Genomic DNA, 19,280 nt, shown 5'->3' on the forward strand with positions numbered 1-19,280 from the left:
TGCTTTCTGAGGGCTTTCGGCCGTCAGACATTCAGCCCATGAACTCAGGCGGCCATGCCCTGAATGTTTCGGGCGTAAAAGGCGACGTGCCCACCGATCGTGAAATGCGCTTCGTGATGCCCTAAACGCCCGAGCGGCGCAATACGGACAATCTCCCCTTCGAATTCCCCGTCCTGAATTTGCGTAATCGCCACATCCAGCTGATAACTGGCCGGATGAACGCCCACCGGGAAAGTGAGTAATTTTACGCGATCGCCCACCTGAAACCGGGTAAGCAGCGGCAGTGGTGCCTGTTCAAACAGATCCTGATCCATAGGTGACTCCTTGTTTTCCAGTGGGATTAATTACAGGATAGAATATGTTGCCGCGTCCTGCCGGATACCGGCGTGAAGCACTTCTCTCTTTACGCATTTTTTTTATGAACGACGTTTCGTACACCGCTGTTGTCCTCGCGTTGCCGCGTAAAACGTAGTTCTACACCATTGATAAGGATCCGCCGTGAAAAAATTAACGCCAGAGCAATGCATTATCCTGACCGGATTTACCGGGATCCTGCATGGCGAATTCGAAGGATTTCACGAAGATTTGCAAAAACGACTGGGGCGGGAAGTTCAGACGTCAGAGCTGGGATACCCGGAATTTATCGAGGAATGTCGGGCGCTCTACGAAGACGATTTTAACAATTTAATGCCAGAGTGATAACAAGAAGGCCGGCCAAAGGAGTGTCCTCGGCCGGCCTGATACCTGACTTAACCAGCATGGCTACGGTTTGACTATTCCGCGTATGAAATTCTCATTCACCCGGATCACATTTCCCGTTTCCACATTAATGACCTGATACTGCACCGGCGTCACTTCATCCAGAACAGCGATAACTTCAAACAAACCTGGTGTAAAAGTAAGCGTGACAAAAACGCCAACAGGATAGACAGCCATAATTTTATCCTTTCAATCATGCTCTTATAATGTACTGCTTTACCTACAGAAGTAATCATACATCAACTATTAATCACACCGAGTGATTTCATTACATACATTAATCACTCCCGATAAATGTTGCATAAAAGAAGTACAGATACGCGATAAAAAGATCAATATTTGATCAATTCAGACAACTCTGACAGACATGCGCAAGACGTCATCAATTTTTACACTCTTTCGGGGCAAATGCCGGATACAGGCTTCGCTGCACTCCCCCAGCCGCTTGTTTTCGATGTAATTTCGGTTAAGAATATGAATCCATTTTGTTGCATTGAGAGCCCGCGCTGTGAGTGCCCAGATTTTTGAAACCGATGCGAATCATCCGCATCTGACACGACTGATTGCAGAGCTGGATGCTTATCAATACCCGCTCTACCCGCCGGAATCCTTTCAGGGAATTAACGTCACCACGCTCGATGCGGGTGAAATTTTCTGTTTTATGGCGCGGGTAGACGATGACTGGGCAGGATGCGCATGTTTGTATATTTCGCGGCCTGAAGGGCATGAAAAACCGATTGCTGAGATGAAACGGGTCTATGTGAATCCGCTTTATCGCGGGCAAGGCATTGCCTCACTGCTGGTTGACGCAATGGAAAGCAAACTGAAAGCCCTGGGCTATCGGGATTTGTTTTTAGAAACCGGCGTGTTTCAGGAAAAAGCCATTACGCTGTATGAAAAGCTGGGGTACGCGCGCACAGAAGCGTTTGGCGATTATCGTATCTCGCCGGATCCGCTCAGCGTGTATATGATGAAATCGGTGGCCTGAGAAAGCGAAGAAACACCGGGGATAGACAGAAAAATATCTCCATAACGCTGCCTTGTGACAGGGTTATGGAGACGCGAAAAGCAGATTACATCAGGACATTGCTTTTCGAGGCAGGGGTTTCATTGGAAGGAATAACCCATTTTTTCAGGGTGATAACGAAGAATTTTTTGCCTTTAGTGATCTTGGCACCGCGGTCGCCACATTCCAGCGCAAGTTTGAAAAACTCATCACTGTTAATACTAAAAGCCAGTTCGACTTTTTTCACCATACCGGAATTAAGCAGCTCTTCGGCTTCGTTTAATGATTTGGCCTGAACGACTGACATAAATACCTCGTGAGAATGGAGGGAGTTGTATTTGCCCGAATATCCTATTTCACTTTTGTTTCATCATTATGACAGTATCGTGAACCTTCAGAAAAGTGCCACGTTTTAGCGCACAAAATAACCATTCCGTGCGCGCGTTCAAAAATCAGGAAAGACGGTAATGACGGTCCGGCACCGGCGTATCCGGCAACTGAGTCTGGTTGTTCATCTCACGCAGGTTAATTTCGATATTGGTACACATCGCGTCCATCGGCAGATGGTTATTAGCGTAGCCGAAAGGCATTTCCAGCTCTTCCGCCAGCGTATCGAGCGACAGGAAACTGTACGAAATAAATCCTGAAACCAGCAGCGTCATGTAATGCAAATCCACAACCAGCGCGAACGGCAATAAGCTACAGAACAGATAGACCGTGCGGTGCAGCAAAAGCCCGTAAGCAAACGGGATTGGCATGCTGACAATACGCTCGCACCCGCCAACGACCTGCGAAAGCTGCAACAGCGTGGTGTCCATGTGGGTGTAGACGATATCCGACAACTCCCCGCTGCGGCGCCGTTCGGCCAGCCATTGCGACATCCGCAGCTGCACCATATTGGTCGGCGCGCGACGCGACAAAATATCTTCCGCATCTTCCCCGAGCAAACGTTCGAGATCAGGACGCGGATCGCTGTGGCGCAGCTGATGTTTGAGGCTGTAGCAGAACGCCAGCAGCAGGGTCGTCACGCGCTGCGCTTCGCCCGGACACACCGCCATTACCTGACTTTGCATCGTTCGGCAGGCAATCAGTAACCCGCCCCACAGCTGGCGCGCTTCGATATAACGCGAATACGCCACGCTGTTACGAAACCCGAGGAAGATCGCAATCGACACCCCCAGCAAACTGAACGGCGCCAGCGTGAGCTTCACGCCGAGCGTCTCATACCAGGGAAGGCTGAGAATGGCGGCGAGTGACATCAATAAATTCAGACTGAGGCGGAACATAATGCTGGGCAGCACAGAGCCATGCCAGGCGAACAAACGCAAGAACCAGTGACGCGGAGGACGGATTATCATTTTTTTATGGAGGTGCTTTTGCAGGTGAAGCGATTTTTTTTGCGATTCTTGCAAATAAACCTGCACATGCAAAGGACAATTTTGTGACACCGGTAACATTTATTTTGAGAATCACGGTTTTCGTTTACAAGCGCAGGTGATCACTTTGTACAAACCGTAACGGAAACATAATGTTTGGCATGGTAATGTCCGATAACAATCTAGACTGAGAAGAATACATGGCCCGGCATGGCGTGAAAGCTCTCAGGATTGATCGGTACTGACGATCAAAATAATGATAACGATCGGTTATACCCATTGGAATTACAGGCCTATTCGCGAGACGATCGCGGAAAATTGAGAGCGGGCATACCAGTGAAAATTATTCTTATAGTACTCATCGCGTTGGCGATTATCGGATTAGCAGCCTGGTTTATCTTCAGGTCGGCAGCAAAAGACTCGGAAGATGATTATTAATTTTTTGCGTAATGCTTCGCAGTGCCCTTCCTTTTCGTTTTTCCTGCCAAAAAACCATGACGTTGCCCCCGCTATGCCCTTTCAGGCCACAGGTAACAACTCATCTGTATTATTTTCAGCAGGTTAGCGACTTACACCGACATATTCATGACATCCTGGTACGCCGTCACCAGTTTATTTCTCACCTGAATACCCAGTTGCAGTGAAATTGACGATTTCTGCAAATCCACCATCACGTCGTTCAGGCTTACGCCGGGAACGCCCATCTCCAGCTTTTCGGATTCCAGTTTTGCGTTGTTTTGCGTCTCGCTGATTTTGCCTAATGCCGCTTTCAGTTCGCTGGCAAAACCCGCTTCTGACGTGGTATCCGTCTGAGGGGTTGCGCCTGCCTTGATGGCGGTGGCCTGCATCTGCTGTAAAACGCTCTCAATGCCTTGAATTGACATGTTTTCTCCGCTTATTGCTGTGTCGGTGAACAAAAGGCTTCTTTCATGGAATGACACCCTATCACATCAGTTTTTTCCTAAACGCGGTAATTGAACCTAAAAACCATGGCTTATCGGGCCATTAACTTTGCCTTTAGCGGCAAATAATGGCTCACCTAGAAAATAGGCCTGCCTGTACGGAGGACTGAAAAATGTCACGCTTCAACGATTGCGCACTTGGGAGTCTGTTTTGTTAAGAGACAACATGAACATCACCATTCAACAGCTAAATAGGGATCTTGTATGAGTTCCGCAATAGCCGGCGCAGAAACCTCTCCAAACGGTTTTACTGCGTTGCTTAATCGCCTGCGCGCCAACCCAAAAATTCCTATCGCCATCGCCGCTGCGGCTGCCCTGGCCATTGTTGTTGTCATGATGCTGTGGGCAAAACAGCCCACCTATAAGGTGTTGTTTAGCAATCTGGGCGATCAGGACGGCGGTGCCATCGTCACCCAGCTGACGCAGATGAACATCCCTTATCAGTTTTCAGAAAACGGCGCAGCCCTGTTAATCCCGGCAGATAAAGTGTATGAAACACGTCTGAAACTGGCTTCCGCCGGTTTGCCGAAAGGTGGCGCAGTCGGCTTTGAGCTGATGGATCAGGAAAAATTCGGCATCAGCCAGTTCAGCGAGCAGATCAACTATCAGCGCGCGCTGGAAGGCGAACTCTCCCGCACTATCGAAACTCTGGGCCCGGTCGGCAGCGCCCGCGTCCATTTAGCCATTCCAAAACCTTCCTTGTTTGTCCGCGAACAGAAAAACCCCTCCGCTTCCGTGACCCTGAATTTACAGCCGGGTCGTGCGCTGGATGACGGTCAGATCAACGCCATCGTTTATATGGTGTCGAGCAGCGTGTCGGGTTTACCGCCAGCCAACGTCACCGTGGTCGATCAGAGCGGACATTTGCTGACGCAGTCGGACAACAACGGGCGTGACCTGAATGCTTCCCAGCTGAAATATGCCAATGAAGTCGAAGGCCGCCTGCAACGTCGTATCGAATCTATCCTCCAGCCGGTTGTCGGCAACGGTAACGTTCACGCGCAAATCACCGCGCAAATTGACTACGCCAGCCGCGAGCAGACTGACGAGAATTACCAGCCAAACGGTACGCCGGAAAAAGCCGCTGTCCGTTCACGCCAGTTGAGCACCAGTGACCAGATTGGCGGCACAGCCGTCGGCGGCGTGCCGGGTGCATTAAGCAACCAGCCTGCGCCAGCTGCGACCGCGCCTGTCACCAATCCTCCTGCGGCGAACAATGCCAACGGTGCGCAGAATCAGGCCGGTAACAACGCACAGAATAATACGCAAAACAACACGGCAAACCGTTCAACCGTTCCGTCGAACAGCCGTCGTGATGAAACCACCAACTACGAAGTTGACCGCACTATTACCCATACGCAGCACAGCGCGGGTGCCGTACAACGCCTGTCCGCGGCGGTGGTCGTCAACTATCAGGTCGGGACAGATGGCAAAGCGAAGCCACTGACCGACGAACAGCTGAAGAAAATTGATGATCTGGTTCGTGAAGCGATGGGCTTCTCGCAGGAGCGTGGCGATACGCTGAACGTGGTGAACACACCGTTCAACGACGCGGCTGAAGATACCGGTGAGCTGCCGTTCTGGAAACAACAGGCGTTCTTCGATCAGTTGCTCAACGCAGGTCGCTGGTTGCTGGTGCTGATTGTTGCCTGGCTGCTGTGGCGCAAGATGGTTCGTCCGATGCTGCGCAAACAGCAGGCAGAGAAAGATGCGGCAGCCGCCGCGGCCATCGCAGCAGCGATGCCACAGCCTGAAGGCAGCAAGCCGGTCAAACTTAGCAACGACGAGCTGGAGAAACGTAAACGTTCTCAGCAGCGTGTCAGCGTCGAAGTTCAGACCCAACGTGTTCAGGAGCTGGCCGATAAGGATCCTCGTATCGTCGCCCTGGTTATCCGCCAATGGATGAGTACCGAACAATCATGACTATGACCGGCACCGAAAAAAGCGCCATTTTGATGATAACCCTGGGTGAAGACCGTGCGGTGGAGGTGTTCAAGCACCTCTCCCCTCGCGAAGTTCAGCAAATCAGCGGCGCGATGGCGAATATCCATCAGATTTCCAACAAGCAGCTGGCGGAAGTGCTGAACGAGTTCGAAGACGAGTCAGAGCAGTACGCTGCGCTGAGCGTCAACACCAGCGAATACCTGCGTTCGGTTCTGACCAAAGCGCTGGGCGAGGAACGTGCCTCCAGCCTGCTGGAAGATATTCTGGAATCGCGCGAAACCACCAGCGGTATGGAAACGCTCAACTTTATGGAACCGCAGATGGCGGCCGATCTTATCCGCGACGAACATCCGCAGATTATCGCCACCATCCTAGTTCATCTCAAACGCGGTCAGGCTGCCGATATTCTGGCCCTGTTCGACGAGCGTCTGCGCAACGACGTGATGCTGCGTATCGCCACCTTCGGCGGTGTCCAGCCGGCGGCGCTGGCGGAACTGACCGAAGTGCTGAACAACCTCCTCGACGGCCAGAACCTCAAACGGGCGAAGATGGGTGGTGTTCGTACTGCGGCAGAAATCATCAACCTGATGAAAACGCAGCAGGAAGAAGCCGTTATCGAAGCGGTTCGTGGTTACGACGGCGAACTGGCACAGAAAATTATCGACGAGATGTTCCTGTTCGAAAACCTGGTGGACGTGGACGACCGCAGCATCCAGCGCCTGTTGCAGGAAGTCGAAGGCGAATCGTTGCTGGTTGCATTGAAAGGTGCGGAACAGCCACTGCGCGACAAGTTCCTGCGCAACATGTCCCAGCGTGCGGCGGATATCCTGCGCGACGACCTGGCAAACCGCGGGCCGATGCGTATGTCTCTGGTCGAGAACGAACAGAAAGCGATTCTGCAAACGGTTCGCCGTTTAGCAGAGTCCGGCGAAATGATGGTTGGCGGCGGCGAGGATTCTTATGTCTGATAATCCGATGTCCGGCCAGCCTGCTCCGGAAAAGAAAACCGCCGAAGAGCGTAATGCCGAGCGCATCAACGCCCTGCCGTGGCAGCCCTGGAAACCGGGTGATCTGGCCGTGCCGGTGTTCACCACGCCTGACGAACCTTTGCTGGCCGAAGGCGAAGAAGAACAGGACGACGGTCTGCCAAAACTTCAGGTGGATCAGAATGAGTTGCTGAACCTGCAACGTCGCGCTAAACAGCAGGGTTTCCAGCAAGGTCTGGAAGCCGGGCAGAAACAGGGTTACGCCGCCGGTTTTCAGCAGGGTCAGGAAGCCGGACAGCAGCAGGGAATACAGGAAGGCCAGCAACAGCAGGCCGTTCTGACCGAACACTGGCAACACATGGTGTCCGATTTCCAGCAAACGCTGGACGCGCTGGACAGCGTGATCGCCTCGCGCCTGATGCAGATGGCGCTGACGGCGGCCAAACAGATTATCGGGCAGGCACCGATTTGTGACGGCTCTGCCCTGCTCAACCAGATACAGCAGCTGATTCAGCAGGAACCGATGTTCAAGGGCAAACCGCAGCTGCGCGTTAATCCGGCAGATTTCGAGCGCGTCGAACAACAGCTGGGTTCCACCCTGAGCATGAACGGCTGGCGTCTGCTGGCCGACAGCCAGATCCACGCTGGTGGCTGCAAAGTCAGCGCAGAAGATGGCGATATGGATGCCTCGCTGGCAACCCGCTGGCATGAACTGTGCCGCCTTGCCGCACCGGGAGATCTCTGATGACCGCCCGCCTGAGCCGCCTGCTGAAAACGCTGGATGATGCGGAAAAGCGCATGGCCCGTACGCCGTCCGTGCGCCGCTACGGCCGTCTGACGCGGGCGACCGGTCTGGTGCTGGAAGCCACCGGATTGCAGTTACCGCTGGGCGCGACCTGTCTGATTGAACGTCACGACGGCCCGGTGGTGCAAGAAGTGGAAAGTGAAGTGGTCGGTTTTAACGGCCAGAGCCTGTTTCTGATGCCGCTGGAAGAAGTCGAAGGGATTTTGCCGGGCGCACGGGTTTATGCCCGGATTGCCGCCGACGGCCAGACCGCCGGTAAACAACTTCCGCTCGGCCCGCAGTTGCTTGGTCGCGTACTCGACGGCAGTGCCAAACCGCTCGACGGTTTACCGCCGCCGGACACCGGCTATCGCGCTGCGCTCATCACTCCGCCGTTTAACCCGCTGCAACGTACGCCGATCACCGACGTACTTGACGTCGGCGTGCGCGCCATTAACGCATTGCTGACAGTCGGGCGTGGCCAGCGTATGGGCCTGTTCGCCGGTTCCGGCGTCGGGAAATCCGTGCTGCTCGGCATGATGGCGCGCTACACCAAAGCCGACGTCATCGTGGTCGGGCTGATTGGTGAACGTGGCCGCGAAGTTAAAGATTTTATAGAGAACATTTTAGGTGACGAAGGTCGCGCCCGCTCGGTAGTTATCGCCGCGCCCGCCGACGTTTCGCCACTTCTGCGCATGCAGGGCGCCGCCTATGCCACGCGTATCGCCGAAGATTTCCGCGACCGCGGCCAGCACGTTTTGCTGATCATGGATTCCCTGACCCGTTATGCCATGGCGCAGCGTGAAATTGCGCTGGCCATCGGCGAACCGCCCGCGACCAAAGGCTATCCGCCTTCCGTGTTTGCCAAATTGCCCGCGCTGGTTGAACGCGCCGGTAACGGCATCACCGGCGGCGGCTCGATCACGGCGTTTTATACCGTACTGACCGAAGGCGATGACCAGCAGGATCCTATCGCCGACTCCGCGCGCGCCATTCTCGACGGCCACGTGGTGCTGTCACGCCGTTTAGCCGAATCCGGCCATTATCCGGCCATCGATATTGAAGCTTCCATCAGCCGGGCCATGACATCGCTGATCGATGACGCCCAGTACGGGCGCGTACGTAATTTCAAACAACTGTTGTCCAGCTACCAGCGCAACCGTGATTTGGTCAGCGTCGGCGCCTACGCCGCAGGCAGCGATCCGATGTTGGATCGCGCCATCAGGCTGTATCCGCAAATGGAGAATTTTCTCCAGCAGGACATCATGGAACGCAGCACTTACGAAGACGCCTGTCTGGAACTCAATATGTTGTTCCCTGGCTAACTCTCTAATCAATAAAGGTAAATCAGATGGAAAACGCATCACCATTGATCACCCTTTGTTCTCTGGCGCAAAAAGCGCTGGATCAGGCGACCAACAATTTAGGCCAGATCAGGCAGTCGCATAATCAGGCTGAACAGCAGCTCACGATGCTGCTCAACTATCAGCGTGAATATCGCGAAAAACTCAATTCCACCATGACCGGCGGCATAGCGGCGAACACCTGGCAGAACTACCAGCAGTTCATCGGTACGCTGGAAGTGGCTATTGAACAGCACCGCAAACAATTACAACAGTGGGATCAGCGGCTCAATGCCGCCGTTCACCAGTGGCAGGAAAAGCAACAGCGGCTGAACGCGTACCAGACATTGCAATCCCGGGCCAGCGAGCAGCAACGTTCTCTGGAAAACAAGATTGATCAAAAACAGAACGATGAGTTCGCCCAGCGCAGCGCACACAGGAAGAAAAATCCATGAATCTGAATATTTTGCCTGCTGCCGTCACCACGGCAAAGACGACCACGAGCGCAGCGACCGGCAGTTCGTCCGCCAGCAGCGCAGCGGCGACTGACGTCACGGCGACCGGCGACAGCACCGCGTCGTCTCCGGCAGATTTTGCCAGCCAGCTCGAAGCCCAGCTGGGCTCAAAACTGGATCCGAAACTCACCAGCGCACTGGCGAAACTCGGGCAGCAAATCAGCGCCAAAGGTGAAACGGTGGATAAAGACACGCTGACGCAGGCGGTCACCACCGGCGAGAAAGACGGCAGTCTGATGCTCGATGACAGCGATCTGAGCAAAATGATCGCCGCCATTCAGGTTTTGCCGACCGGCAGCCTGAAGGGAACGTCGGTGAAAGACATTGCGCTGAGTGACAAAGACAAAGATACCGGTTCTGCGGATGCCAGCATTCAGGCGCTGTTCGCCCAGCTGGCGGTACAGCAACAGCCTGCGCAGCAGATTCAGGCCGTGACCGCGGCTGCCACACAGACGGCCAGCGACGACACCACGCGCGCGCAGAACGCCAGCGCCCTGCTTTCCGGCCTGAACGTCACGGCGTCATCGCTTCTGACCGGCGACGGTAAAACCGCCGCAGTGACCGACACCGATCCGAAAACCGCGGCAACCGCTTCGGGCAATGCGGCCTCTGTCGCCTCAACGTCTTCACAGCATGCCACCAGCAGCAAAAGCGCGGCGTCCACCAATGCCGCTGATTTCAGCAGCGCACTGGCGTCAATGAGCGCGGCGGCTAACAGCACCGCAGCTGTTCAGCAAAACGACAGCCGTACGCTCGACAGCAATTCAACGGCATTAAATCAGCTCAATACCGCCGCCGTTGCCGTGTCTTCTGCTTCCGTTCCAACGACACCAACCACCACCAGCGTCGTCACCGCGCCGTCCACGCCGGTGCTGAACGCCCAGCTGGGCACGCCGGAATGGCAACAACAGCTCGGTCAGCAGGTGATGATGTTTAACCGTCAGGGACAACAGACGGCGCAACTGCGTCTGCATCCTGAAGATCTGGGTTCCATTCAGATCAGCATGAAGATTGAGAACAATCAGGCGCAGCTGCACTTTGTGTCCGGCCACAGCGGCGTTCGTTCCGCCCTTGAAGCCGCGATGCCAGAGCTGAAAACCGCGCTGGCCGACAGCGGCATCAGCCTGGGGCAAAGCAGCGTCGGCAGTGACAGTTCGCAATGGCAGCAGGCTCAGCAGCAAAGTTCACAATCCGGCACGTCTCAGGGTGACGCGTCAAGCTGGGCGGCGTTCAATTCCGGCAGCAACACGTCGGCCAGTGACGCCCTGCCGGTTCCGGCTTCTATTGCGCAGCGGATTGGCGGAAATAACAGCGTGGATATCTTTGCGTAGCGTTTTGCAGATGCGTAAAACCTCGCAAAATTGTTTCAGATAATTGCAGCCGGTCAGTTCTCCCTTAATTCAAACGGCAGAGCTGACCTTATTTACCCCGCCTATTCTGACTATTGAACAACAGGATAAGCGGGATAATCATTCTCAGAATTGACTCAGCAGTCCGGTGCTCCTCACGCCAGTCTGCTCATACTTACAGGAAATCGCCTCATCCATGTCTGACTCTGCTCTCACGGCGTCGCGTAAGAAAAAAAAGCGGCCGTTAATGATGATTCTGCTGTTACTCATTACCCTTGGAGCCTGTGGTGCGGCCGGTTACGCCTGGTGGATGATGCACAAACAGCAGCCTGCGAACGGTAGCGCGGCTGAAGTGAAGAAGAGCGAGCCCCCTGCGGCGCCGATCTTCCTGGCACTGGATACCTTTACCGTTAACCTGCAAACGCCGGATAACGATCCTGACCGCGTGTTGTACATCGGCCTGACCCTGCGTCTGCCCGATGAACAGAATCGGGCTATTCTCAATGAATACCTGCCTGAAGTTCGCAGCCGTCTGCTGCTGCTCCTGTCCCGCCAGAAGACGGCGGATCTCGCCAGCGAAACCGGTAAACAACAACTGGTGCAGGACATCAAACAGGTTCTGGACGCGCCACTGGTCAAAGGTCAGCCACCTCAGGTGATCAACGACGTGCTTTTCACTGCTTTCATACTGCGATAAACAAATTATGGGCGACAGCATTCTTTCACAGGCCGAGATCGACGCACTGCTTAATGGCGACAGTGACAGCGCAGCCGAGTCGGCAAGCGCGGCACAAGCCAAAGCGTCGGACGACGGTGTAAAACCTTTTGACCCCACGACGCAACGTCGCGTTGTGCGTGAGCGGTTGCAGGCGCTGGAAATCATTAACGAGCGTTTTGCCCGTCACTTCCGTATGGGGCTGTTCAACCTGTTGCGTCGCAGCCCGGATATCACGGTCGGGCCGATCAAAATCCAGCCTTACCATGACTTTGCCCGCAACCTGCCGGTGCCGACCAACCTGAACCTGATCCACCTGAAGCCCTTACGCGGCACAGCGCTGTTTGTGTTCGCGCCAAGCCTGGTCTTCATCGCGGTGGATAACCTGTTTGGCGGTGATGGCCGTTTCCCGACAAAAGTGGAAGGCCGCGAATTTACCCATACCGAACAGCGCGTTATCAAACGCATGCTGACGCTGGCGCTCGACGCCTACGAAGATGCGTGGAGCGGCGTTTACAAGCTGAGCGTGGAATATGTCCGTGCTGAATTGCAGATCAAGTTCACCAACATCACCTCTTCCCCGAACGATATCGTGGTCACCACGCCGTTCCACGTGGAAATCGGTGCACTGAGCGGTGATTTCAACATCTGTATTCCGTTCAGCATGATTGAACCGTTACGCGAGTTGCTGACCAATCCGCCGGTCGAAAACTCCCGTCATGAAGAAAGTCAGTGGCGTGAAAACCTGGTGCATCAGGTTCAGCAATCTGAACTGGAGCTGGTGGCGAATTTCGTTGAAATCCCGCTGCGCCTGTCTCAGATCCTGAAACTTCAACCGGGTGATGTTCTGCCGATTGAAAAACCGGATCGTCTGATTGCACACGTCGACGGCGTTCCGGTGCTGACCAGCCAGTACGGCACCATAAACGAACAATACGCCCTGCGCGTTGAACATTTGATCAACCCAATTTTAAATTCTCTAGATGAGGAACAGCCCCATGAGTGACACCAATAAACCGTCTGACGCCGGATCGGATAACGTTGACGATTTATGGGCTGATGCGTTTAACGAACAACAATCTGCGGGCAGCGCCAAAGCGTCAACCGAGGGTGTTTTCGCCGCGCTGGGTGCCCAGGACGGAGCGGGCAGTTTGCAGGATATCGACATGATCCTCGATATTCCGGTGAAACTGACCGTGGAATTAGGCCGTACCAAAATGACCATCAAAGAACTGCTGCGTCTGTCGCAGGGTTCTGTTGTCGCACTCGACGGCCTGGCCGGTGAACCGCTGGATATTCTCATCAACGGTTATCTGATTGCTCAGGGTGAAGTCGTGGTTGTCGCCGACAAATATGGCGTGCGTATCACCGACATCATCACGCCTTCCGAGCGTATGCGCCGGTTGAGCCGCTGATGAGCCAGACTGCGGCCACGGATTCTCCGTACGTGCAGGGTGCTCAGACTCATGCCACGACGCAGACTTCAGCTCAGGCATTGCCCGCCAGTTCTGTGCTGACACAGGTCAGTACGGTGCTCGGCGGCATTCTGCTGCTGATCCTGTGTATCGGCTGGGTGGCCAAACGCACCGGCTTCGCGCCGCAGTCCAAAAATAACAAACTGCTGAAAGTGACGGCCAGTGTTCAGGTAGGTCGCAGCGAAAAAGTGGTGATCGTGGAAGTGGATAATACCTGGCTGGTGCTGGGCGTGACCGCGCAAAACATCACTCCGCTGCACACACTGAGCGCGCCACCGGAAGTACAAACGCCGGATTCAGGCACTACAGACAGTCAGCCTGCGGATTTCCGTCAGCTGATGCAGAAAATGTTGAAACGTCCGGGAAAGCAGGCATGACCCAGTCCGCCGTGAACAAATTGATGAAATCCGCCTTTACCGCTGCCCGTCAGCGCCCTGTTCGCCTGTTCACCCGCCTGTGCCTGCCGCTGCTGCTGTTCATCAGCCCGGCCGCGTTCGCACAGTTGCCCGGTATTATCAGCCAGCAGATGTCCAATGGTGCCCAGAACTGGTCGCTGCCCATTCAGACGCTGGTGTTCATCACCACGCTGACGCTGCTGCCCGCCATGTTGCTGATGTGTACAAGTTTCACCCGCATTATTATCGTACTCGGTCTGCTGCGAAATGCGCTGGGTACGCCGTCCGCGCCGCCAAACCAGGTTCTGCTGGGGCTCGGGCTGTTCCTGACCTTTTTCGTGATGGCGCCGGTCTTCGACAAAATCTACACAGACGCCTATCAGCCTTTTACCGAAAACAAAATCACCATGCAGGATGCGATGGACAAAGGCGCTCAGCCGCTGCGCCAGTTCATGCTGCGCCAGACCCGTGAAAGCGACCTCGCGCTGTATGCCCGTCTGGCAAACATCCCACCGCTGGCGGGCCCCGAAGCGGTACCAATGCGTATTCTGCTGCCCGCTTATGTCACCAGCGAACTGAAAACGGCATTCCAGATTGGCTTCACCGTGTTCATTCCGTTCATGATTATCGACCTGGTCGTCGCCAGCGTGCTGATGGCGCTGGGGATGATGATGGTGCCACCGGCCACCATCTCACTCCCCTTCAAGCTGATGCTGTTTGTGCTCGTCGACGGCTGGCAACTGCTGCTCGGTTCACTGGCACAGAGTTTTTACAGTTAAACAGAGTTTCCAGGGTTAATTAAAACGCCTGACCTGATGGGCGTATTGCTCCTCCCCCTGCGAAGGGGGAGGCCGGGAGGGGGTTTAGCAGGCAACGCCTGAGATACCATTAATACCCCACCCCAACCCTCCCCTTCGCAGGGGAGGGAGCTAAACCGTCTTCTTTTATGAGAACTGTGCAATGACTCCTGAATCGGTAATGGCATTAGGTAATGAAGCGATGAAAGTGGCTTTGGCCGTTGCCGCACCGCTGCTGCTCGCGGCGCTGGTCACCGGGCTTATCGTCAGCCTGTTGCAGGCGGCGACGCAGATCAACGAACAAACGTTGTCCTTCATTCCTAAAATTCTGGCCGTGGTCGCGACCATCGTAATCGCCGGTCCGTGGATGCTGAATCTGCTGCTCGATTACATGCGTACGCTGTTTTCCAACTTGCCTTACATCATCGGTTAACCCATGGTTTCCTTCGACAGTACGCTTCTGGCCGGATGGCTCAGCCTATATTTTTGGCCGCTGCTGAGGATCCTGGCCCTGATCAGCACCGCGCCGATTACCAGCGAGAAATCCGTCCCGAACCGCGTCAAACTCGGTCTGGGCATGATGATCACCTTTCTGATTGCGCCTTCGCTGCCGCCTGTCGATACCCCGATATTTTCCACGCCTGCGCTGTGGCTGGCGATGCAGCAAATCATGATCGGCACCGCGCTGGGCATCACGATGCAGCTGGCATTTGCCGCCATCCGCATGGCCGGTGAAATCATGGGGCTGCAAATGGGGATTTCTTTTGCAACGTTTTACGACCCCAGCAACCGCCTGAACACCCCGCTTCTGGCGCAATTTCTGAACCTGCTGGCCGTCCTGCTTTTTCTGAGTTTTAACGCCCATCTGTGGCTGATTTCCCTGCTCGCCGACAGTTTCCACACGCTTCCCATCAGCCCGAATCCGGTCAACGCCGAAGGATTTATGGCCGTGGCGAAAGCGGGCAGCATTATCTTCAGTGGTGGCCTGATGCTGGCATTACCGATTGTGACGCTGCTACTCACGCTCAACATGGCACTCGGCCTGTTAAACCGCGTCACGCCGCAGCTTTCCGTATTTGTTATCGGCTTCCCGTTAACCCTCAGTATCGGCATTCTGGCCATCGGCCTGATGATGCCGATGCTCGCCCCTTTCAGCGAGCATCTCTTCAGTGAAATCCTGGATAAGCTTGTGCTGATCATGAATCAGTTTGCAGCGGATTAGTTTTGTAGTTTCCCTTTCTCCACAAACTGCATATCACCGACTTTACCGACGGTGAAATTGCCGTCTTTGTACGTAATCACCGTGACGCTGGCGTTTTGCAAAGGCGCGCGCAGGTTTTCTTCGGGCGTCATGCCTTCCAGCATCGCCATAATGGCCATGCCGTGCGACACAATGAGGACGTTACCGCCGCCTTCGGCAAGGGTTTTCTGCGCGATATCTTGCAGCGCGGCCTGCATACGGGTTTTTACCTGCGTGGCGTTTTCGGTGGTGTGCGTAGGGTCAACGGCGGCCAGCGTATTCATCATGGTTTCGAGGGTAATCTGCCCTTTTGACAGCGCCTGCGTTACAGCGCTGAGGTCTGCAAAGCCGAGTTTCTTCGCCACGGGTGCCCACATCACAGCGTCAAGCTCGCCTTCATAAGGGCCGAAAAACGTTTCGCGCAGACGCTCATCTTCCGTCACCGGTAACGTCTGCCCGGCGAAGGTCAGCGCGATTTTTGCCGTCTGGCGTGCGCGACCGGAGTCACTGGACCAGGCGGCGGTAAACGGAATGCCTTTCAGACCACGCCCGAGATCTTCTGCCACGGAAACACCGGCGGCCGTGAGCGGCGTATCGGACCAGCCCTGCGCGCGGTGCGCCGTGTTAAATAAGGTTTTGCCGTGACGCGTGACGTAAAACGTGACGACGTCTTTCTCCGGCGTTACCTGCGCCGAAGACGCAGGAATTGGCGCGGCCTGCACATTGATAAACCCGAAGACTAAAAATGAGATCAGTGTTTTCCAGAGCGTATTTTTCATCGTAATGTCCTTTTAAGCGTGCTGATTAAAATATGTTGAATTTGTAATCCAGACGAAACTCCGCCGCAAAACTGTCGGAACTTTTGATATTTCCGTGATGATCGACAATCGGTGAAGTCCCTTTATGTTCATAGGTTCTGCCGGGGCCAATCATGGCGAAAACAGATAAATCCTTGAGTTTTTTCGACGCCGGTTTCCACAGCGTGTAGATGTTTAATTCCCCCTCTTTCACCGGCTGCCCCTGGAAATCAAAGAAGCCGTAATGTGTATTGATGCCCAGGACTAATTCCGGTGTAATGTGATAACCAACATCCAGCGACAATACTTTTTCCTCGTCGCGCATATAATCGAGCCCGGCCGTGGTCATCGAATTAAACGTACCGCGCGAGTTTTTACTCATATGTCGGGGATACATGCCGATCCCGCCCTCTTTATTCGCGTCGGTATAAGCCAGCCCGCCTTTGGTTGTCCAGCCGTTATATTTCCACGTCATGTCCGCGGCATAATGATTGGCGCGATGATCGAAGTCCTTTTTGTTATTCGCCATGCCGTCCCATTTATCCAGCGCCTGCGTCATATAAATCTGCACGCCATAGGACAACGATTTGTTTTGTTTCAGATTCAGCTCCAGCCCGTTTCTGCGCAAATAGTCTTCACTCTCACCGTAGAAATAAAGCGCCGTCAGGTTGTCGGTTTTTAACTGAATGTCGCCGGTGTAAATCGAGTCAATCGCATGGCCGTCGCTGGTCATAAAATTCACTTTATCCGGCGAATCACGGTTCAGCGATTTGGTCAGATACGCCAGCCGCAGGCGGTAGGCGTCATAAGTCAGGTCGCCGCTCCAGCCGTTGTACGTGTTGGGCGCGGCGCGCATTGAGGTGGTCAGCACACCCAGTTTGATGAGTTTCCATCCGCCATACAGGTTGCCTTCGACGCCTGACTGCGAGAATTTCGCTTTACCGAAAAACTGCCCCATTTTATTAAAGCCTTTTGCATGACCATCGTCATCATACAAAATCCCTCTTGACGCAAAATTATCGGCAGCCGCCAGTTTAATCACGCCATAATAAGAAGCGTCGACGCCAACAGCGTCGGCTAAATAGCCTGACTTATAATCCAGTGCCAGCCCCTGACCCCATGCGGAGTGAACATTGCGTTTATCCGTTTCACCTTCATCAAGATATTTCCATATATTGTGCGTTCCTAAATCGAGGGAACTGTTTTTTATAAAACCGGTTTCCGCGAGGTCATCTATACCGGCAAAGGCCAGCGAGGGTGAACAAAGAATACCGGTTATCAGTGCCAGAGCGTGCTTTTCCATAGCCTATTATCCATCAAGAAAAAATGTTTTAAGGTGCATTTATAAAGGGCAAAAAAAAACCTGAGCCGATATCTCCCGGGGAACGGGAAATTTCAGTTCAGGTTTTGCCTGCCTATGCAGTAACAATCCGGGAATAAACATAACCGGTTTGGAAATAAAAAACAGTGCGACAGAATGAATTTGAGGATTAAAATAAATTTTTGTGAAGCGAATCAAATTTATTCCGCGCAATAACCGTTTTTTCTTAACCGGCGGGAAAATTAATAGCTGATCTCTTTACCGTTTCTATTAGGAGAAATCGATAATACGGAAACGTAATAACATCAGCTCATTAATACGCTTATATTTCCCTTGTCAGCAGCGCCATCACTTCGTAATGCGCGGTATGCGGGAACATGTCGAAAAGCTGGACGCGCGCAATTGCGTAGCCCGGCAACAAAGCCAGATCCTTTGCCATCGTCTGCGCATTACAGCTGGAATACAAAATAGTGTCCGGCGCCATCTGGCTCAGGTAATCACACAGCGTTTTGCCGATGCCGCGGCGCGGCGGATTCACCAGAACCAGATCCGGAACGTCGCCTTTTCCGGTCGCAAAACCGGTGGAATCCAGCGCCTGGAATTCGACGTTTTTCAGCCCCAGACGGCTGGCTGATTCCTTCGCACAGGCGATGGCTTCCGCGCTGATTTCAATGCCGGTCAGTTTCATGTCCGGCGTGGCGCAATGCAGGCCAAAACCGCCGACACCACAGAACAGATCCCACATGCTGGCAATATTGCCTCGCTCATGTACCCAGTTACGCGCGGTGGCGTAAAGCCGTTCAGCCACCTGCGGATTGGTCTGGAAGAAGCTCTGCGGACGGATAAACAACGGCACATGGTTAAATTCTTCTTCGAGACGTTGCACGTCCGTCAGCGGGATTTCGATATCGCCTTCGAGGATCGCCATGTGCACCGGCTGGATATTGGCCGAAATCACGGTCAGCTGTGGCAACTGCTGTTGCAGCCACGGCAGCGCGGCGCGCAGCTGGGGAAGTTTGGCTTCAGAACGCAGAACAAAACGCAGCATCATGCCGCCGTCTTTCTGGCTTTCGGTCAGCAGCAGGAATTTCAGTTCGCCACGTTTGCGCGCCACATTGTACGGCGTCAGGCCAGCGCGGGCGATAAAGGTTTTGAGCACTGAAAATACAGCTGGGAAACTGGCGGGATACAGCGGACATTCGCATAAATCTACCGGCGTGCCGTCGCGGTGCAACATGCCGAGCAACGGGCGCTCCACGCTGCCGCTGACCACCATCTTCGCTTTATTGCGAAACGCACTTTCCGGCCCGGTCACCGGTTCGCGCCATTCTCCCACCGGCAAACCTTCCAGCAGAGAGTGTAAATCCCGCTGTTTGTCGGCTAACTGTTGCGAGTAAGGCGTGTCGAGCCACTGACATGAGCGGCAGGTTCCGGCGGTATAAAGTGCGCAGTGCATGAAAGAATTCCGGTCATCAAATACGGGGAAAAATCTGGCGCGCAGTGTATCACCACGCGG

At 54.2% G+C, this 19,280-nt stretch carries 23 protein-coding genes; 15 read left to right on the forward strand and 8 right to left on the reverse strand.

Annotated features, from left to right (window positions below; all coding sequences use genetic code 11):
* Positions 1 to 44: 44 nt before the first annotated feature.
* A complete protein-coding gene (locus IV433_RS11950) occupies positions 45 to 314 on the reverse strand; it encodes a hypothetical protein (protein ID WP_152326980.1) in 270 nt (89 codons plus the stop codon).
* A 184-nt stretch (positions 315 to 498) separates the two neighbouring features.
* Between IV433_RS11950 and IV433_RS11955 the strand changes: the two genes are divergently transcribed.
* The gene (locus IV433_RS11955; protein ID WP_195814657.1) at positions 499 to 699 is read left to right on the forward strand and encodes a DUF7736 domain-containing protein; all 201 of its coding nucleotides are present in this window, start codon (positions 499 to 501) and stop codon (positions 697 to 699) included.
* A gap of 63 nt (positions 700 to 762) precedes the next feature.
* Here IV433_RS11955 and IV433_RS11960 read toward each other — a convergent pair whose 3' ends face one another.
* The gene (locus tag IV433_RS11960) at positions 763 to 936 is read right to left on the reverse strand and encodes a hypothetical protein (RefSeq protein WP_165057865.1); all 174 of its coding nucleotides are present in this window, start codon (positions 934 to 936) and stop codon (positions 763 to 765) included.
* Positions 937 to 1,267: 331 nt separating this feature from the next.
* On the opposite strand from IV433_RS11960, the gene IV433_RS11965 reads away from it, so the two are divergent.
* Entirely contained in the window at positions 1,268 to 1,747 is a 480-nt protein-coding gene (locus tag IV433_RS11965; protein ID WP_195814656.1) for a GNAT family N-acetyltransferase, read from the forward strand.
* Between the two features lie 85 nt (positions 1,748 to 1,832).
* Here IV433_RS11965 and IV433_RS11970 read toward each other — a convergent pair whose 3' ends face one another.
* From IV433_RS11970 to fliE, 3 genes are all read right to left on the reverse strand, one after another.
* A complete protein-coding gene (locus IV433_RS11970) occupies positions 1,833 to 2,072 on the reverse strand; it encodes a hypothetical protein (RefSeq protein WP_195814655.1) in 240 nt (79 codons plus the stop codon).
* Between the two features lie 145 nt (positions 2,073 to 2,217).
* A complete protein-coding gene (locus IV433_RS11975) occupies positions 2,218 to 3,123 on the reverse strand; it encodes a bestrophin family protein (RefSeq protein WP_195814654.1) in 906 nt (301 codons plus the stop codon).
* Positions 3,124 to 3,710: 587 nt separating this feature from the next.
* Positions 3,711 to 4,025, reverse strand: a complete 315-nt coding sequence (gene fliE, locus IV433_RS11980) for a flagellar hook-basal body complex protein FliE (protein WP_152326975.1) — start codon at positions 4,023 to 4,025, stop codon at positions 3,711 to 3,713.
* Between the two features lie 282 nt (positions 4,026 to 4,307).
* Between fliE and fliF the strand changes: the two genes are divergently transcribed.
* The 13 genes from fliF to fliR all read left to right on the forward strand — a co-directional run bounded on the left by fliF (position 4,308) and on the right by fliR (position 15,628).
* A complete protein-coding gene (gene fliF, locus IV433_RS11985) occupies positions 4,308 to 6,026 on the forward strand; it encodes a flagellar basal-body MS-ring/collar protein FliF (RefSeq protein WP_195814653.1) in 1,719 nt (572 codons plus the stop codon).
* Entirely contained in the window at positions 6,020 to 7,015 is a 996-nt protein-coding gene (gene fliG, locus IV433_RS11990) for a flagellar motor switch protein FliG (protein WP_193333183.1), read from the forward strand. Before fliF ends, fliG begins: the two co-directional genes overlap by 7 nt.
* A gap of 7 nt (positions 7,016 to 7,022) precedes the next feature.
* The gene (gene fliH / locus IV433_RS11995; RefSeq protein ID WP_195814695.1) at positions 7,023 to 7,778 is read left to right on the forward strand and encodes a flagellar assembly protein FliH; all 756 of its coding nucleotides are present in this window, start codon (positions 7,023 to 7,025) and stop codon (positions 7,776 to 7,778) included.
* Entirely contained in the window at positions 7,778 to 9,142 is a 1,365-nt protein-coding gene (gene fliI, locus IV433_RS12000) for a flagellar protein export ATPase FliI (protein ID WP_195814652.1), read from the forward strand. Before fliH ends, fliI begins: the two co-directional genes overlap by 1 nt.
* 26 nt (positions 9,143 to 9,168) lie before the next feature.
* The gene (fliJ, locus tag IV433_RS12005) at positions 9,169 to 9,615 is read left to right on the forward strand and encodes a flagellar export protein FliJ (protein ID WP_195814651.1); all 447 of its coding nucleotides are present in this window, start codon (positions 9,169 to 9,171) and stop codon (positions 9,613 to 9,615) included.
* Positions 9,612 to 11,006: a flagellar hook-length control protein FliK gene (locus tag IV433_RS12010; protein ID WP_195814650.1), complete on the forward strand. Its 1,395-nt coding sequence runs from the start codon at positions 9,612 to 9,614 to the stop codon at positions 11,004 to 11,006. The genes fliJ and IV433_RS12010 overlap by 4 nt, the downstream gene beginning before the upstream one ends.
* A 214-nt stretch (positions 11,007 to 11,220) precedes the next feature.
* Positions 11,221 to 11,721 carry a flagellar basal body-associated protein FliL gene (gene fliL / locus IV433_RS12015; RefSeq protein ID WP_152326968.1) on the forward strand — a complete coding sequence of 167 codons (501 nt, stop codon included), beginning with the start codon at positions 11,221 to 11,223 and terminating at the stop codon, positions 11,719 to 11,721.
* Between the two features lie 7 nt (positions 11,722 to 11,728).
* Positions 11,729 to 12,745 carry a flagellar motor switch protein FliM gene (gene fliM, locus IV433_RS12020; RefSeq protein WP_152326967.1) on the forward strand — a complete coding sequence of 339 codons (1,017 nt, stop codon included), beginning with the start codon at positions 11,729 to 11,731 and terminating at the stop codon, positions 12,743 to 12,745.
* Positions 12,738 to 13,154 carry a flagellar motor switch protein FliN gene (gene fliN / locus IV433_RS12025; RefSeq protein WP_104922229.1) on the forward strand — a complete coding sequence of 139 codons (417 nt, stop codon included), beginning with the start codon at positions 12,738 to 12,740 and terminating at the stop codon, positions 13,152 to 13,154. Before fliM ends, fliN begins: the two co-directional genes overlap by 8 nt.
* Positions 13,154 to 13,591, forward strand: a complete 438-nt coding sequence (fliO, locus tag IV433_RS12030; RefSeq protein ID WP_195814649.1) for a flagellar biosynthetic protein FliO — start codon at positions 13,154 to 13,156, stop codon at positions 13,589 to 13,591. The genes fliN and fliO overlap by 1 nt, the downstream gene beginning before the upstream one ends.
* Before the next feature lie 23 nt (positions 13,592 to 13,614).
* Entirely contained in the window at positions 13,615 to 14,388 is a 774-nt protein-coding gene (gene fliP / locus IV433_RS12035; RefSeq protein WP_229893381.1) for a flagellar type III secretion system pore protein FliP, read from the forward strand.
* 181 nt (positions 14,389 to 14,569) lie between these two features.
* Entirely contained in the window at positions 14,570 to 14,839 is a 270-nt protein-coding gene (gene fliQ, locus IV433_RS12040) for a flagellar biosynthesis protein FliQ (RefSeq protein ID WP_104922231.1), read from the forward strand.
* Between the two features lie 3 nt (positions 14,840 to 14,842).
* On the forward strand, positions 14,843 to 15,628 hold the full coding sequence (gene fliR, locus IV433_RS12045; RefSeq protein ID WP_195814648.1) for a flagellar biosynthetic protein FliR: 786 nt from the start codon (positions 14,843 to 14,845) through the stop codon (positions 15,626 to 15,628).
* Here the strand turns inward: fliR and IV433_RS12050 are convergent.
* The 3 genes from IV433_RS12050 to rlmC form a co-directional block, all read right to left on the reverse strand.
* Positions 15,625 to 16,425, reverse strand: a complete 801-nt coding sequence (locus tag IV433_RS12050) for a histidine phosphatase family protein (RefSeq protein WP_195814647.1) — start codon at positions 16,423 to 16,425, stop codon at positions 15,625 to 15,627. The two genes, fliR and IV433_RS12050, sit on opposite strands and share 4 nt — an antisense overlap.
* Positions 16,426 to 16,450: 25 nt before the next feature.
* A complete protein-coding gene (locus tag IV433_RS12055; RefSeq protein WP_195814646.1) occupies positions 16,451 to 17,746 on the reverse strand; it encodes an OprD family outer membrane porin in 1,296 nt (431 codons plus the stop codon).
* A 340-nt stretch (positions 17,747 to 18,086) separates the two neighbouring features.
* Positions 18,087 to 19,220 carry a 23S rRNA (uracil(747)-C(5))-methyltransferase RlmC gene (gene rlmC, locus IV433_RS12060; RefSeq protein WP_195814645.1) on the reverse strand — a complete coding sequence of 378 codons (1,134 nt, stop codon included), beginning with the start codon at positions 19,218 to 19,220 and terminating at the stop codon, positions 18,087 to 18,089.
* Between the last annotated feature and the right edge of the window lie 60 nt (positions 19,221 to 19,280).

Origin of the sequence: Rahnella laticis, from assembly GCF_015644585.1 — a bacterium.
GTDB classification, from domain to species: Bacteria; Pseudomonadota; Gammaproteobacteria; order Enterobacterales; family Enterobacteriaceae; genus Rahnella; species Rahnella laticis.